This window comes from Gordonia sp. SCSIO 19800, assembly GCF_018132775.1.
In the GTDB taxonomy this organism is placed as follows: Bacteria; Actinomycetota; Actinomycetes; order Mycobacteriales; family Mycobacteriaceae; genus Gordonia; species Gordonia hongkongensis.
In genome coordinates this window covers 59,440-73,778 of record NZ_JAGRQM010000022.1, presented here as the reverse complement: position 1 = coordinate 73,778, position 14,339 = coordinate 59,440, and the positions used below count along the sequence as shown (strand labels likewise).

17 protein-coding genes are annotated in these 14,339 nt (G+C 66.4%); 6 read left to right on the top strand and 11 right to left on the bottom strand.

The window, feature by feature from the left end; all coding sequences use genetic code 11:
• The first annotated feature begins 197 nt into the window (after positions 1–197).
• Positions 198–512, top strand: a complete 315-nt coding sequence (locus KB201_RS20500; protein ID WP_211540249.1) for a helix-turn-helix transcriptional regulator — start codon at positions 198–200, stop codon at positions 510–512.
• Entirely contained in the window at positions 509–913 is a 405-nt protein-coding gene (locus KB201_RS20495) for a VOC family protein (RefSeq protein WP_211540247.1), read from the top strand. The genes KB201_RS20500 and KB201_RS20495 overlap by 4 nt, the downstream gene beginning before the upstream one ends.
• Here KB201_RS20495 and KB201_RS20490 read toward each other — a convergent pair whose 3' ends face one another.
• Positions 914–2,095: a DUF2235 domain-containing protein gene (locus KB201_RS20490; RefSeq protein ID WP_211540278.1), complete on the bottom strand. Its 1,182-nt coding sequence runs from the start codon at positions 2,093–2,095 to the stop codon at positions 914–916.
• Positions 2,096–2,198: 103 nt separating this feature from the next.
• Between KB201_RS20490 and KB201_RS20485 the strand changes: the two genes are divergently transcribed.
• The 4 genes from KB201_RS20485 to fadD5 all read left to right on the top strand — a co-directional run bounded on the left by KB201_RS20485 (position 2,199) and on the right by fadD5 (position 6,508).
• Entirely contained in the window at positions 2,199–2,699 is a 501-nt protein-coding gene (locus KB201_RS20485) for a M15 family metallopeptidase (RefSeq protein ID WP_211540245.1), read from the top strand.
• A gap of 399 nt (positions 2,700–3,098) precedes the next feature.
• Positions 3,099–3,476, top strand: coding sequence for a YciI family protein (locus tag KB201_RS20480; RefSeq protein ID WP_058250508.1), 378 nt, complete (start codon positions 3,099–3,101; stop codon positions 3,474–3,476).
• Positions 3,473–4,708 (top strand): RNA polymerase sigma factor, encoded by a 1,236-nt coding sequence (locus tag KB201_RS20475; protein WP_058250509.1) that lies wholly within the window; start codon positions 3,473–3,475, stop codon positions 4,706–4,708. Before KB201_RS20480 ends, KB201_RS20475 begins: the two co-directional genes overlap by 4 nt.
• A 189-nt stretch (positions 4,709–4,897) precedes the next feature.
• Positions 4,898–6,508: a fatty-acid--CoA ligase FadD5 gene (gene fadD5, locus KB201_RS20470; protein WP_058250597.1), complete on the top strand. Its 1,611-nt coding sequence runs from the start codon at positions 4,898–4,900 to the stop codon at positions 6,506–6,508.
• Between the two features lie 284 nt (positions 6,509–6,792).
• Here the strand turns inward: fadD5 and KB201_RS20465 are convergent, their stop codons facing one another.
• The 10 genes from KB201_RS20465 to KB201_RS20420 form a co-directional block, all read right to left on the bottom strand.
• Complete coding sequence (locus KB201_RS20465) at positions 6,793–7,593, bottom strand: crotonase/enoyl-CoA hydratase family protein (RefSeq protein WP_058250510.1); 801 nt, start codon at positions 7,591–7,593, stop codon at positions 6,793–6,795.
• Between the two features lie 4 nt (positions 7,594–7,597).
• Positions 7,598–8,323: a hypothetical protein gene (locus KB201_RS20460; protein WP_058250511.1), complete on the bottom strand. Its 726-nt coding sequence runs from the start codon at positions 8,321–8,323 to the stop codon at positions 7,598–7,600.
• A 55-nt stretch (positions 8,324–8,378) separates the two neighbouring features.
• Positions 8,379–9,497 carry an FAD-dependent oxidoreductase gene (locus tag KB201_RS20455; protein WP_211540243.1) on the bottom strand — a complete coding sequence of 373 codons (1,119 nt, stop codon included), beginning with the start codon at positions 9,495–9,497 and terminating at the stop codon, positions 8,379–8,381.
• On the bottom strand, positions 9,494–10,426 hold the full coding sequence (locus KB201_RS20450; RefSeq protein ID WP_211540241.1) for a DUF1295 domain-containing protein: 933 nt from the start codon (positions 10,424–10,426) through the stop codon (positions 9,494–9,496). Before KB201_RS20450 ends, KB201_RS20455 begins: the two co-directional genes overlap by 4 nt.
• A complete protein-coding gene (locus tag KB201_RS20445; protein ID WP_058250513.1) occupies positions 10,426–10,902 on the bottom strand; it encodes a glutathione peroxidase in 477 nt (158 codons plus the stop codon). Before KB201_RS20445 ends, KB201_RS20450 begins: the two co-directional genes overlap by 1 nt.
• 60 nt (positions 10,903–10,962) lie before the next feature.
• Positions 10,963–11,679, bottom strand: coding sequence for a ferredoxin reductase (locus KB201_RS20440; RefSeq protein WP_211540239.1), 717 nt, complete (start codon positions 11,677–11,679; stop codon positions 10,963–10,965).
• Positions 11,676–12,272, bottom strand: coding sequence for a sulfite oxidase-like oxidoreductase (locus tag KB201_RS20435; RefSeq protein ID WP_058250515.1), 597 nt, complete (start codon positions 12,270–12,272; stop codon positions 11,676–11,678). Before KB201_RS20435 ends, KB201_RS20440 begins: the two co-directional genes overlap by 4 nt.
• A gap of 86 nt (positions 12,273–12,358) precedes the next feature.
• The gene (locus tag KB201_RS20430; protein WP_211540237.1) at positions 12,359–13,702 is read right to left on the bottom strand and encodes a permease prefix domain 1-containing protein; all 1,344 of its coding nucleotides are present in this window, start codon (positions 13,700–13,702) and stop codon (positions 12,359–12,361) included.
• The gene (locus KB201_RS20425; protein ID WP_211540235.1) at positions 13,699–14,058 is read right to left on the bottom strand and encodes a PadR family transcriptional regulator; all 360 of its coding nucleotides are present in this window, start codon (positions 14,056–14,058) and stop codon (positions 13,699–13,701) included. The genes KB201_RS20430 and KB201_RS20425 overlap by 4 nt, the downstream gene beginning before the upstream one ends.
• Before the next feature lie 75 nt (positions 14,059–14,133).
• Positions 14,134–14,337 (bottom strand): DUF2945 domain-containing protein, encoded by a 204-nt coding sequence (locus KB201_RS20420; protein WP_004018570.1) that lies wholly within the window; start codon positions 14,335–14,337, stop codon positions 14,134–14,136.
• Positions 14,338–14,339: the final 2 nt, after the last annotated feature.

Below are 14,339 nucleotides of genomic sequence, written 5' to 3'. Positions count from 1 at the left end.
CACCCACAGCCTCTGAGGCAGATCCCTTCGCTCCCTGAGGTGTGAGGAGCGTAGCGACGAACCACGAAGGGTCATCGCGAGGCGCCTTACCAAGCCCTTCGAGGCTCGTCGCTACGCTCCTCGCACCTCAGGGAGCATGGGGGGTCGGTCCTATCGGTGCAGGGAGCAAAGGCGGGAGCGATGCGTCCACCATTGACATGCAAGTAGCGACTTGCCTATTATCAGGTGTGGCCGACGTGTTCCATGCACTCGATGACTCGACGAGGCGGGCAATCCTCGACGAGCTGGTCGAACGGGACGGCCAGACGCTATTCGAGATCTGCGGTCGCCTCACGTCCCGGCGTGGGCTCACCCTGAGCCGACAGGCGATCTCCCAGCACCTCGGCGTCCTGGAAACGGCCGGGCTCGTCCACACCGAGAAACGCGGACGCTCCAAATTCCACTACTTCGACCCCACACCGCTTGGCGAGATCGCCGAGCGGTGGCCTGCCCCTCGAAAGGACCTGCCATGAGAATGACACTGATGTCTGTCTTCGTCGACGACCAGCGCAAGGCACACGAGTTCTACACCGAGATACTCGGATTCACGACTCGCCATGACATTCCAATGGGGGAGAACACGTGGTGGTTGACGGTGGTCTCCCCTCACGATCCCGAGGGGATGGAACTTCTTCTCGAACCGTCTGGCCACCCCGCGGTCAAGCCCTACCGTGACGCGCTCATCGAAGACGGAATCCCGTTGGCGCAGTTCGCCGTCGACGATGTGCAGGCCGAGTACGAGCGGCTACGCGACCTCGGTGTGGAGTTCACCCAGGAACCGACCGATATCGGACCTGCGGTCGTAGCGGTCTTCGACGACACGTGCGGCAATCTGATCCAGATCGCTGCAACGAAAGACGTTGACCCGCAGTGACTATTGCTGTGGAAGCAGCGACTCTGACGCGGGGGATGCCGGTTGTCGGGTAGTCACCGGCGCCTCGAGCGGAGGAATGTCGACCGCGCGGACCGATAGGTCCTTGACCAGCTCTTCCCACGCGCCGATGTTCGTCGCCCTCTTCTTGCGTGACCCGATGTCGTCAGTCCACCGAGTAAGCGCGGGCGCGGCTATGTACAGCGGCCTTGCCGGATCATTCTTGCTCGCCTCGAGCAATCGCGACTGACCCTTGTGACGCACGGTTTCTCCGCGCATCCGCAGCGGGCCGAACGCGAGCTTGAAGATGTTGACGATGCGGTAGGCAGCGTTCATCGACTTGTTGGTCGCGTACTTCTCGTTCGACGGGTCGATGGGGAAGCTGATAGGCGTAAATCGCTTGTAGCAGAACTGCAGGCCCGCAAGCTCCGCCTCGCGCACCATCCAGGACAGACTCAGTTCCGAGGGTTCAGTGACCGCCAGACCACCGCCGATGTCGGAGTGGACCCCCTCGAACCACACCTGTTTGACGTCGATCTCGCCCTCATCTGCCTTGTCGACTTCCCAGACACAGGGATCGAATGTCAGCCGACGTTCGTCGATGGCGAGCGCCTGCCTGGCCACTGCGACGTTCTTGCCGAGCTTCACGTCGTGGAACTTGTGCTTGACGCGGGTGATGCCGGGAACGCCGAGCGCACCGACGGTGTCGAAGACCCCGATGAACTCAACCGGCACCGGGGCGCCTGGGGTCTTCGCCGGACGATCCTCCCGCTTCATCCGGTAGTACCGCAGGACTGTTTCAAACAGGTTCTCGGTTGGGTGCTGCGCGAGTTCGAGCGGGGTGACAAGGCCGATGTGCCAGATCATGCCCCCGAGACTCCGTGCAGTGTATGCGCCGCGACTGAACCCGAAGACGAAGATCTCATCGCCGGGCTCGTAGTTCAGAGCGAGGAATCGGTAGGCATCGATCAGGTTGGCATCGAGGCCGCGACCGAACGCCCCGCCGATGACGCGGTCAGACCAGCCCGACCCGGTTCCCACGCCGTTGACGTAATGGACCAGCTGCACAGCGCCGTCGTCGGCATCGGTGGTGACGGCTCGGGCGATCTTCTCGACATTCGAAATTCGTGGGTCTTTCGACGACTTCCACGTGCCGTCGCAACAGACCACCAGACGCTTCTTCATTTTTCCGACCCTCCACAGGCTCGCATGCGGCCCACCCGCAGTAAACGGTAATAGCTCCGACGGTTCGATGCGATAGGCGTCGGTCGTACGGTTTACTGCGGTCATGAGGTTCATCGACATCGCGGCCCGGCGAATCACGGTCATCTGTACCGCCCTACTCGGGGCCCTGCTGCTATCCGGACTCGGCGGCGTACCGGCGAATGCCGCGCCGCCCACCGCCGGCCTCGATCCAGCGCTGGCGGTGGCGTACCAGCAGGCGTCGAACAGCGCACGGGCACAGGGGGTCTCGCTGTGGATTACGTCCGGTAAGCGGACAGACGCGGAGCAGCGTCAGATGTGGCGCGATGCGATCGCGACCTATGGCAGCCCGGAAGCCGCTCGACGGTGGGTCCTGCCGGCGGAGGAGTCGCCACATGTGAGCGGCCACGCCATCGACGTCGGCCCCCGGGAAGGCGCCGCTTGGCTCGAACGAACCGGTTACCGCTGGGGTCTGTGCCGAACCTTCGCCAACGAGTGGTGGCACTTCGAGCTCGCGACGGTACCCGGTCTCCCATGCCCTGCGATGTGGCCCGACGCCGCGGCCCGCGCTGACCGGCTTCGTTAGTGGTGGCGTTTTGTGATGACCCTTCGTGACGGCCCTCCGCAAGCTCCGGGCCTCCTCAGGGAACGGGGGGACACGGCCCTCCGCAAGCTCCGGGCCTCCTCAGTACCTGCGGCCTGGCGGCCATCGTGACAAATAAAACACTCGTGAACGTCCCAAAGGAATGCTCCCTGAGGTGCGAGCGAAGCGAGCCACGAAGGGTGTGGCAACTTGTCTCGCCGGGCCCTTCGTGGCTCGTCGCTTGCGCTCCTCGCACCTCAGGGAGCAGGAGTTATGCGCTTCCTTCGAATTAGGGCAGCGGTAATCGAAGAACGACGGGCCGAATGTGTCGAATGGCGTCCGGCACGCTCGTCATCACTGCACACGGACCGACGAGCGGCCCGCTGAACGAGAGGCCAGATCATGCATTACTCGCTGCTGCTGCACTACCCGGAGATGGACGCGTCGACCCTCGGTGAGGAAGCGATCGCTCAGGGACAAGCCGCCTTCGCCGCCTACACGACGGCCCTCCAAGACGCCGGCGTGCTCGTGAGTGCCGAAGTCCTACAGCACTCGGACGTCGCGACGACGCTGCGCAAGGTCGACGGCCGGCTCGTCGTTCAGGACGGCCCCTTCGCCGACACCAAGGAGCAGCTCGGCGGAACCGTCGTCATCGATGTCGACGATCTCGACGCCGCAATCGAGTGGGCGCGTCAGGCACCGCCGATCGAGTGGGGTGTCGTGGAGATCAGGCCCGGCGCGACCTACACCGTCGATGGTGCGTGGACACCCAACGCATGACCCGACGAGAAGCGCACACCGCCGCCGAACATGCTGCCCGCGAGTCGTATTCGCGGCTGGTGGCGCTTCTCGCCGCCGCGTCGGGGGATCTCGCTCTCGCGGAGGATGCACTGGCCACCGCCTTCGAACGTGCACTCACCTCGTGGCCGTCAGATGGTGTACCCGCGAACCCGGAAGGCTGGCTGCTCACGGTCGCACGCAACCAGCTGCGCGACGTCTGGAAGTCGGCGGCGCACCGTACGTCGAAGATCCTCGACGACACCATCTCTCCCGGAGCAACCACAGTGACCCCCTTCGACGATGTGGACCCCGACGCCATTCCCGACAAGCGGCTCGAATTGTTGTTCACCTGTGCGCATCCGGCCATCGACGCCGCCGCCCGCACGCCACTCATGTTGCAGTCGGTGCTCGGCTTCGAGGCCGCCGACATCGCGACCGCCTTCACGGTCGCCCCGGCAACGATGTCGCAGCGCCTCGTGCGCGCCAAACGCCGGATCCGCGACGCCCGGATACCGTTCGTCGTTCCCGACCGCGCGGCGATGCCGGAGCGACTCCCCGCTGTGCTGGAAGCGGTCTATGGGTGTTTCGCGATCGCATGGAACGACGCCGACGGGACCGATCCCGACACCGTCGAATCGATGGCGGGGGAGTCGCTGCACCTGGCCGTCACGCTCGCCGCGCTGCTCGACGATCCCGAGGCGTGGGGTCTCGCTGCACTGATCGCGCTGTCGTTGTCGCGGGCGCCGGCACGGACCGGCCCGTTCATCCCGCTCGAGGAGCAGGATCCGGCCACCTGGGATGCCGCGCTCATCCGGGACGGGGAAGCGATGCTTCGACGCGCATCGGCGTTCGGCCGGCCGCACGGTCGGTTCCAGCTCGAAGCTGCCATGCAGTCGGTCCATGCCGACCGCGCACGCACCGGTGTCGTCGACTGGGCCGCATTACAGTCGCTGTCGTCCGCGCTCATGGCCGTGGCGCCGACGCTTGGTGCGCGAATCGCCCACGCTACGATCGTCGGGCGGGCGAGCTCTCCCGCAGATGGGCTATCCCTGCTTGACGAGTTGGGCGGTGACGCCGCGGGTTTCGGCCCGTTCCACGCGGCGAAGGCAGATCTGCTGGTTCGGGCCGGGCACTCCGACGCGGCGCGTGAGCACTTCGAGCGGGCCGCCGAGCTCACCGGCGACGAGCGAGCGCGAGAGTATCTGCGACGACGTGCGCGCGAGGTTGTTTAGGGATCGTCGCGAGCCCGACGGAAAACGACGCACGGTCGAGGGTGGCGCCGGCCTGGTGTCACCAAACGGCGGGAATGCCTGATTCTGGCAACACGGACGACCTAATGTGTGACTCGGGACACAACTGTGCCGGACCCTCACCGAGGGCTTCACAACGGGTCGAGCCCCGCTCGACGAATGGAGGCAGTCATGACTGCAAGTGCCGAGGTCACGAACGATCTGACCACCGAGCCGTACCGCTCGCGCCGCAATCACTGGAACAACCAGGTCCGCCGGCACGCCATGATGACCCCGGACAACACGGCGATCACCTACCTCGACAAGAACACGACCTGGAAGGAACTCGACGACCGGTCGCGCGCCTTCGGGGCCGCACTCCACCGGCGGGGTGTCCAGTTCGGTGATCGGGTCATGATGGCCCTGCTCAACCGCACCGAGTACATCGAGGCGATTCTCGGGGCCACTCTCATCGGCGCCATCCCGGTACCGGTCAACATCCGCATGAGCCCCGCCGAGGTGGCCTACCTCGTCACCGACAGCGGTACGAAGGTCGTCGTCACCGAGACCCTCCTCGCGCCGATCGCGGACGCGGTCGCCGGGTCGACCGGTCAGATCGAGACCATCATCGTCGTCGACGGCAGCGACAACGCCGACCATCTCGACTTCGAGACCCTGCTGGCCGAGGGCGCGTCGGAGCTGCCGGAGGTCGACGTGCCCGAGGACACCGTCGCCGCCATCATGTACACCTCGGGCACCACCGGAAAACCCAAGGGCGCCATGCTCACCCATCAGAACATCCAGGCGCAGGCGGTGACGACGATCGCCACGGCCGGGGCACAGTCCGGTTCCGATGACGTCGCCTCGATCGTGCCGCCGCTGTTCCACATCGCGGGGATCGGCGGCTTCGCACCGATCTTCTACCGCGGGATCCGCGCGGTGCTCCACCCGCTCGGCGCGTTCGATCCCGACACCATGCTCGACACGCTGGAGCGCGAGGGCGTCACGTCGGTCTTCATGGTCCCGGCTCAGTGGCAGGCCGTGTGTGCGGCGCAGAAGGCGCGCCCCCGGAAGCTCAAGCTGCGCACGATGAGTTGGGGCGCGGCCCCGGCGTCGGACACCGTGCTGAACGCGATGAACGAATCCTTCCCGGAGGCCGCCAACATGACCGCGTTCGGTCAGACCGAGATGTCACCGGTGACGACGATCCTCGAGGGCAAGGATGCACTGCGCAAGCTCGGATCGATCGGCAAGGTCGTCCCGGCGGTAACCGCGCGCATCGTCGATCCGCTGATGAACGACGTCAAACCCGGTGGGGTCGGCGAGATCGTGTATCGCGGACCCAACATGATGATCGGCTACTGGAACAAGCCCGAGGCGACCGCAGAAGCCTTCCGCGGCGGCTGGTTCCACTCGGGCGACCTGGTGCGCCAGGACGAAGAGGGTTTCCTCTACGTCGTCGACCGCGCCAAGGACATGATCATCTCGGGCGGCGAGAACATCTACTGCGCCGAAGTCGAGAACGTCCTGTTCAGCCATCCGAGCATCACCGAGGCCGCGATCATCGGTCGCGCAGATGAGAAGTGGGGCGAGGTGCCGGTCGCCGTGGTCGTGCTCGCCGAAGGCGTCGAGGACCTCACCCTCGCCGATCTCGAGCCGCACCTCAACGAGAACCTCGCGCGGTTCAAGCACCCCAAGGACCTGGTGATCATCGACGAACTCCCACGCAACGCCGGGGGGAAGGTCGTCAAGCCACGGCTCCGAGATGCCTACGGCAGCAAGGACGCCGGTCTGTCGAACTGATCACCGCCCGCTCCATGAGGTGAGCGTCCGATTTCTATGCTCCCTGAGGTGAGCGTCCGATTTCTATGCTCCCTGAGGTGCGAGCGAAGCGAGCCACGAAGGGTTTGGCGACGCATCTCACCAGGCCCTTCGTGGCTCGTCGCTAACGCTCCTCGCACCTCAGGGAGCGGGGGTGGGTCGCTTGCGCTCCTCGCACCTCAGGGAGCAGGGGTTAGGTCGTTCTCACGGATTTGGAAGCAGAGGGGGCGCAAGAGCGAAAGCGACGAGCCACCACGGGCTTCCGATCACTCCGGGTCGGCGAAGCGCGCTTCGCGTCGCGCCATCCCGGCGTGTACCGCCTCCATCTGATTGGGGGATCCCATCAGTCCGACCTGGAGTTCGCTCTCCAGCATCAGCGCCGCGGCCGGATCCCTGCCCGCCCACGACTCGTCGTAGAGACGCTTGGCGGCACGGACCGCGTGCGGCGACTTCGATGCGATCTCGTGCGCGAGATCCAGTGCGGCGGTGAGCGGATCGTCGACGACGCGGGTGACCAGCCCGAGTCGTTGGGCCTCGGCGCCGTCGACGATGCGTCCGGTGAACGTGAGTTCCTTTGCCACATCGGCGGACACGAGTCGCGGGAGGGTCTGGGTGATGCCCATGTCGGGCACCAGTCCCCACTTGACCTCCATGATGGACAGGCGCGCGTCGGGGGTCGAATAGCGGATGTCGGCGCCCAGCGCGATCTGCAGGCCACCGCCGAAACAGTTGCCGGTGATGGCCGCGATCACCGGTGCCGGGATGCGGCCCCAGTCCAGTGACACCCGCTGCGCGTGGTTGCCGAGCACGCCCGGTTCGCGCTCCAGCAGCGAGTTCACCCCGCCACCCTGACCCAGGCTCGACACGTCCAGGCCGGAACAGAAACTCTTGCCCGCACCGTGTACCACCACAGCCCGGACGCGGTTGTCCTCGGCGAGGGTGCCCGTCACGTCGATAAGCGCATTGAACATCGCCGGATCGAGCGCGTTGTGTTTGTCGGCCCGGTTGAGCGTCGCCGTGGCGACACCGGCGTCGTCGATGTCCACGACGATCCGCTGCTCGGTCATGTATCTACTTCCGATCTGTTGTGGGTGGGTGTTTGATCTCGCGGAGCTGACGTCCGCGGCGCTGGTAACGCCAGATGAAGTAGCCGACGCCGATCGCCAGAACGACACCGATGATCACGCCCCACGCGGTGGCGGCGCGAAAGCCGGGCGCTTCGACGTCGAAGATGCGCTCGCCGGCATGCGCGCCGTTCCCACCGCCGGCGACCACCGTGAGGGTCAGCAGGTTGGGGATCGCGACGAGCACGCCGAGAACGGCGAACATGATCGTCGGGACGTTCTTCATGCGGCTGCGGTTGACGAACGCCAACGTGAAGAACAGCACGGGCAAAAAGGTGCACACGATGCCGAGAACCAGGCCGGTGCCGATGCCGCGGCTGAACGATCCTTCGACGCGCTGCCCGATCTGACCGGCCCACCAGCGCGGCAGGAACGCCTCGAGGATGAAGTAGGTGACGACCAGCAGCGCGGCGATGACGAGCCCGATCACCACCTTCTTCACCACGGAGTTCGCGCGTTCGGCGGCGGTCGGCTTGACCGGGGTCGTCCCATCGGTCGTCGAGTCGGTCGGCGCGACGCCGGGCGTGGCTCCGGCGGAATACTGGGAGGCTTCCGGTGGCGGCGCGGCGGGAGGCACCGCTCCCGTCGGGTACGCACCGGAGGGCGTCTGTCCGGGCCCGCCCGGGGTCGGCGGCTGTCCGGATGGATTGGCAGAGAACGGTTCGTTGCTCATGGGCCGAGTGTATGCGCGGACCGCCGCCCGCCCGCCCGGAAAAGCACCCGTGCACTCACCGCTTCCGGATGCCGCCGTAGATTCCGCGACGGACGATCCACGGTTGCAGGATCGTGTCGACCGACCACGCCGGGAATCGGAACGGTCGCCCGTTGGGCGCGAACACCTGCAGACCGTCGGCCTGGACACCGAGCACCGAACCCCAACGCCGCCGTGGGGGAGCGTAGCGCCGCGCACGGCCCGGCCGCCCGGTGAGGTCGGACCGGATGTTGTGTGCGAGCAGACGATCGGCACGATTCCGAGCGGAACTGCGGAGGTCGTCGGTCGCCGCGACGTCGCCGATCGCGTAGACGAGATCCGCACCGGGTACGCGCAGTTCGGCCGTCACGCGCACGAAGCCCGACGGATCGAGCACCTCCCGCGGAAGCCACTCCGTGTTCGGTCTCACCCGGCCGATGGCCCAGAGCACTGCATCGGCCTCCACCGGCGACTGCCCTGTCGAGAAGTTCACCGGCCCCGGAGTGATCTCGTCGCAGCCGAATCCGTCGGGCACGACCGCACGATGGCCGCCGTGCACGCCGACGCCGAGCCGGCGCAACCGCGCAAGGACGATGGCCCATGTCCGCGGATGATGCTGCGGCAGAGCACGTTCGCCCGGGTGATACAGGTCGATTCGCTTGCCCGGCCAGGTCTGCGCCAGGTTGGCGGCGGCACTCACCGCCGCCGCACCGCCACCGATCACCGCGATGGTCTCGGCATCAGCGAACCGCGCATGAGCCGAGCGCAACTCGGCGTCGACGTCGGCTTCCGACTGCAGTTCCGGATGTCGCCAGAACCCATTCCGCACGCCGGTGGAGACGACCAGCGCGTCGAAACGCTCGACCCTCTCGGAGCCGTTGGCGTCGACGACGGTGACGGTGCGGTCACCGAGGTCGGCACCCGTCAGTGTGCCGTGGACGGTCCGGATGTCGTCGAGCTTCCGAAAGCGCCCGAACGGAATCCGGTAGTCGCGCGCCCACGCATCGGGCCGGCTGATCCGCAGCCCGAGTTCCTGCCCGCTGACCAGCCCCGGCTTCGACGAGATGCCCACGACGTCGGCATGCCGGGCGAGATGGATCGCGGTCAGCACCCCGGAATCACCGAGACCGGCGACGACGACGCGTGGTCGGCTCACGCAGTGACCTGATCCGGCGGATGTGCGGCCGAGCGCGGGGGTCGGGGGACGAAGCGCGGCACCCGGTCGATGACGTCCTGGTAACCGGGGCGCCGCTCCAGACTGCGCTTCTCCATCATGGGGATGCTCGCGCCGAGGAACATCGCCAGCATCAAGACCGCGCCCACGAACAGCCACCACCAGTCACCGGGCGAGGCGGCGAGCCCGAACAGTGCCATCGACACCCAGAACAGGACCTCGCCGAAGTAGTTCGGGTGCCTCGACCACGCCCACACGCCGGTGTCGAGGACGGCGCCCGGTGTCTTACGTGCGGCGAACCGTCGCAGCTGCCCGTCGGCGACGTACTCGAGCGCCGTCGCAGCGAGTCCGACGACGGCCGCAACCGCCGTCAGCCACGCGAGCACGCCGCCGGTATGAGTGACCGTGACGTAGATCGGGATCATGCCGAGGAACACCTGGATCGTGGGGAAGACGTGGATCGCCATCAGGTCGACGGGCAGTTCGGCGCGTCCGGCCCCGGACTTCAGCATCGGGTACCGCCAGTCCTCGTGGTGGAGACCCGGCCAGCCGATCGCCCAGTTCGCGGTCAGACGGATCGCCCAGGCACCGATGACGACGGCGATGACCCAGCAGTGCACAGCGTCGATCCCGACGTCGCCGGCGGCCCACCAGTAGACGAACAGCGCGGGCGGCACGACGCTCCAATAGGCGTCGTAGAAGCTCGAATTCCCGTAGAACCGGCTGAACGCGAAGATCACGAGGGTGGCGAGCAGATCGGCGATCAAGGTGTCGAGCCAGAGGTAGGCGGTGGCCGGACCCCAGACTAGCCAGGCGGCGGCGACCGCGAAGGCCAGCACGTAGGCGATCGTCACGCGGACGAACGAACCGCTTCGGCTGATGGTGCTGTCGGTGCTCACGGGCGTCTCCATCACAGCTGTTCTTCGATGGATCCGGCGAGTTTCTCCGGCTTGGTCGTCGGCGAGTATCGCGCGACGACGGACCCGTCTCGTCCGATGAGGAACTTGGTGAAGTTCCATTTGATCCGGCCGCCGAGCACGCCGGATTTCTGGTCCCGCAACCACGCGAACAGCGGGTGGGCGTCGGGTCCGTTCACATCGACCTTCGCGAACATCGGGAAGGTCACGTCGTAGGTCAGCGAGCAGAAGTTCTTGATCTCCTCCTCATCGCCCGGCTCCTGGTGCCCGAACTGATCGCACGGGAAGCCGAGCACTCGCAGACCCTTGTCGGCGTAATCCCGGTGCAGTGCCTCCAGACCGCGGTACTGCGGGGTGAACCCGCACTGCGAGGCGGTGTTCACGATGAGCAGGGGAGAGCCCTGGAACTGCGAGAGTTCGACGGGATCGCCGTCGATGCCGGTGGCGGTGAAGTCGTACACAGAGGTCATGCCGCTACGCTACGTGCCGATCAAGCACTTGCTTGGGAAAATCGTCGAAGCGTCGCGGGGTCACTCACCGAATCGCTCGGTCCGGATGCGGGTGCGGTCGTGTCCGGCCTCGACCATCCACTGTGCGCAGTTCTCGACGAACCGGTTCGGACCGCAGATGAACACGGTCGGCGAAGTGGCCGGATCCATGGTCAGCGCGGCGAGTTCGTCGGCGGTGACACGTCCCGCGGGCCGCGTCGCGTCGTCGGGTGCCACCCGGGTGTGGATCAGGTGAACATCCATGCGGCGGTGCGCGATCAACTGCCGGATCTCATCGCGGTAGTAGACGCGTTCGGGACTGCGGACCGAGTACACGAGGGAGAAGGGGGTCTGCGGCGCCTCGACCTCGCGGCTGCGGATCATCGACATGAGTGGCGCGATCCCGGAGCCACCGCCGATCAGTTGGACGGGACGGTCGTCGCCGGACGGCCAGGTGAACCAGTATCCGTGCGGATCGCTGATCTCCAACGGGTCGCCGACCTCCACCATGTCGACGAGGTAGGGCGACACCTCACCGTCCTCGAGTCGTTCGACGGTCACCTCGATCGACCGGGTCTCGCGGACGTCGGACAGCGAGTAGGCGCGCGCGGTGGAGTAGCCGTCCTCGGCGGTCAACCGGATGTCGACGTGCTGGCCGGGCAACGCATGCACTGCTTCGGGGAGAGCGAGGCGCAGCGCTCGCGCGGTGGGAGTGAGGTCGACGACCGCGGTGACCGTCGTGAGATGCCAGGTCGTCACGAGTAGCGCTGTTCGCGCCAGGGGTCGCCGTACATGTGGTACCCGCGTTCCTCCCAGAATCCAGGCGCGTCTTCGGCCATGAAACGAAGTCGCCGAACCCATTTGGCGCTCTTCCAGAAGTACAGGTGGGGCACGAGGAGGCGAGCCGGGCCGCCGTGCTCGGCGGACAGGGGTTCGCCGTCATAGGTGTCGGCGATCCACCCGCGGCCGTCGACGAGATCGGCGAGCGGCACGTTGGTGGTGTACCCGCCGTGGCAGTGCGCCATCACGAACGGGGCCGGTTCCCACGGCAGCGCCTGCAGCAAAGTGTCGAACGAGACCCCCCGCCACCGGGTGTCGAATTTCGACCACCGCGTGACGCAGTGGATGTCGGTGGTGATGTCGTCGTGCGGAAGTTCCTGGAACTGGTCCCATGTGAACGTGGCGGCCCGGTGGTCCGCGGACTGCACGGCCAGCATCCAGTCATTCGGAACGATCGCGGGTGTCGGCTCCGCGGACAGGACCGGGAAATCGAGTGTCGTGTACTGACCGGGAGGGAGACGCCGCGCGTCGCGGTCGCGGCGCCCCACGAACCCTCGGTTGACGATCGCCATGGTCGCGGAGTCTACGCGGCTCGCATGTATTCGGCCCGCCCGCTTCGCTCCCGGCGCCGCCTAGTCGGCGCGGCATTTTGGTGCGGTCAGGCGAAATCGAACAGCATCGGTACCACGACGACGACCGCGGCCGCCCAGAGTGCGAACACCGGCAGGTAGTCGGTCTGCCACCGCTCTGTCGCATCGAACCCGCGGCGGCGGCGGACGAAACCGAAGAGCAGGTACGCCGCCCACGACAAGTTCACCAGCAGGACGAGATTGAGACCGAGCGCCACCGTCTTGTTGGCCGTGAACCCGAACTCCGCGATCCGCGACGCCATGATCGTCAGCATCACCGCGTCGACCGCGAGTGCGGTCACGACCAGAATCAGCTGCAAGCGGTCGAAGAGTTCCGGGCGCAGATGCGGATCGCGCGCCGAGATCGCGTACAGCAGCAAGCCGAGCACGACCACGAGGATCAGGTCCACCAGGATCAACAGTTCACGGTCGACGTCCACGACGTCGCCACTGGTCACCATCGCGATCAGCAGCACGACGAGCATCACCGCGGTGACGGGCGTGAAGACCTTCGTCAACACCGGTGCGATGTTCTCGACCACGCTCTGCTTCGCCTCCACCAGCCATGCCGCCAGCAGCACGATGCCGGGCGCGGCGATGGGCGCCAGCCACTGGGAGATCACGGTGTCGACGTCGATGTCGAGCGCACCGAATGCCCCCGCGGTCAGGCCGGTGAGGACTCCCGCACCGAGGCCGAGAAGCGTTGCATACACGACCCATTCGCCAGTGAACCGGATGAAGTCCATCCGACGCGGTCCGGACGTCCAGCGGCCACCGACGTAGGTCACCCCCATGAGGAACCACAGGACGATCGGCGCGTGGATCGCGACGATGGCCTGGGTGGTGCCGTCGTCGACGAACGGGTAGACGTTGACGACGATTCCGGTCACGACGAATGCACCGATCACCGTGAGCGCGGTTCGCGCCGAGACGCGGCGCTTCCAACCGAAATACAGTGCCATGAAAGGAAGTACGAGCAACGCGGCATTGCGGACGAGCACCCATTCCGGCATGACCTCGACGGCGACGCGGACGGTCGTGGCGGCCGCGACGACGAGGCCGATCACGACTCCGAGTTCATGACGTCGTCGGCCCAGATCGCCGGATGGTTCCGCGGTCAGCACCAGCTGCTTCCACAACCGGTCGGAGTGCTCGCGGGCGAACTCACGCGACAGCGCATCGACGCGGCCCATACGCTTGACGGCGACCAGGAACGCTTCGTCGTCGTCGAGGCCACCGGCGGCGAGGTCGGCGATCTGCCCGCGGAGGTGGTCTTCCATCTCGTCGGCGTCGGTGGTGGCGATGGCTTGGTGTCGGAGAACGTATCCGCGCCATCGGTCGATCTGGCTCTCGAGCTCGGTCTCCGCGGTCATGCCAGGCCCTCCGCGGCCGGCGGCAGGGCGACCGTCCGCCACACCTGGTCGAGCGCGTCGGCCACGACCTCCCACTGCGACCTCCGCTCGGCGAGCGCGGCCAACCCCGATGCAGTGATCGAGTAGTGCTTGCGACGCCGCCCGGTCTCGGCCTTGCCCCAGCTCGCCTCGACGTGGCCGGCGCGCTCCAAACGGTGCAGGAGGGGATAGAGCATGCCGTCGGTCCACTCCATCCGACCACCGGACATCACTCTGACCCGCTTGAGGATGGCGTACCCGTAGGACTCGCCCTCGGCGAGAATTCCCAGCACCAGCGGGGTCGCGGACGCCGCCACCAAGTCCTTCTCGATATACATAGCACTCCTATACCTAGAACTGCTAGGAGCATAGCAGTTCTAGGTATAGGGGTGTTCGGACCTGCGTGTGCCGGCCTACTTCTTCGACAGAGACGACTCCTTGTGGGCGGCCTTCGAGCCCGTCTTCGACGACTTGACGATCCAGTACGGCTCGTCCTCGCTGGCCTTGAACTTCTGCCCCTCGAAGGTGAATTCCTTGGTGCGCTTCTCTTCCGCAGTGCCCTCGGTCTCGCCCTGAGAGGTGTTCCAGCGGACGGTGTCGTTCTTCTTGATCGCCATGG